The organism is Oleiphilus sp. HI0128 (genome assembly GCF_001635365.1).
The window spans coordinates 1-689 of sequence record NZ_LWGG01000264.1 but is presented as its reverse complement, the minus strand read 5'-3'; the positions used below and the strand labels follow the sequence as shown (position 1 = coordinate 689).

Sequence of the window (689 nt, the reverse complement as noted above, 5' to 3'; positions counted from 1 at the left end):
AAAAGCCAAAGACTTCGATTGTTTCTCCGCTGGCAGTCAGGGTTATGATCAAATCATCGTCGCTATTCACCAGGTCTATTTCACTTGGGTCAACCGTCTCGGAAAATATGAGTAGATGAGACGCTTCAGCACCTTCTGCACGAATTTGATCATTCCCATCTCCCAAAGCATAGTGATAGATATTATGGCCCGCACCTCCGTATAAATAGTCATCGCCATTACCGCCAATTAAGGTGTCATCACCATCATTTCCATATAATGTGTCTTGCCCATCCCCCCCATTTAGCTCATCACTCCCTTGGTTTCCAGACAATATGTCATTACCTTCATCACCGAAGAATTGGTCATTCCCCTCTTGACCTGTGATCGTATCATTGCCCGCAAGCCCGCTAATGACCTCACCTTCTGCACTCGCTTGAACGACATCGTCATACGGTGTTGCAGCCTGAATTCGGCTTCGCACTTCATCGCTGTCCCATGAAGTACCGTCGGAAAAGTTAATCGCTGTTAAGGCGTAATTAGGGTCATCTTCTTTAAAGAAGCTTTCAACGACGATGCTGTCATCATTGCCAAGAACAAGCTTTAGATCATCACCACTTCGTGTCACATAGCTGGTCTGGGCAGCAATCGACTCATCGAAAACAAGGACATCTTGTCGACCTTCAGTTTCATCATAGGTCGAGATATAG

Annotated in this window: 1 protein-coding gene; it reads right to left on the bottom strand. The window is 45.9% G+C overall.

Annotation, left to right across the window (positions count from 1 at the left end; all coding sequences use genetic code 11):
* Positions 1 to 689: calcium-binding protein (locus tag A3763_RS03465; RefSeq protein ID WP_304440784.1), on the bottom strand; the 689-nt coding region annotated here is incomplete at both ends.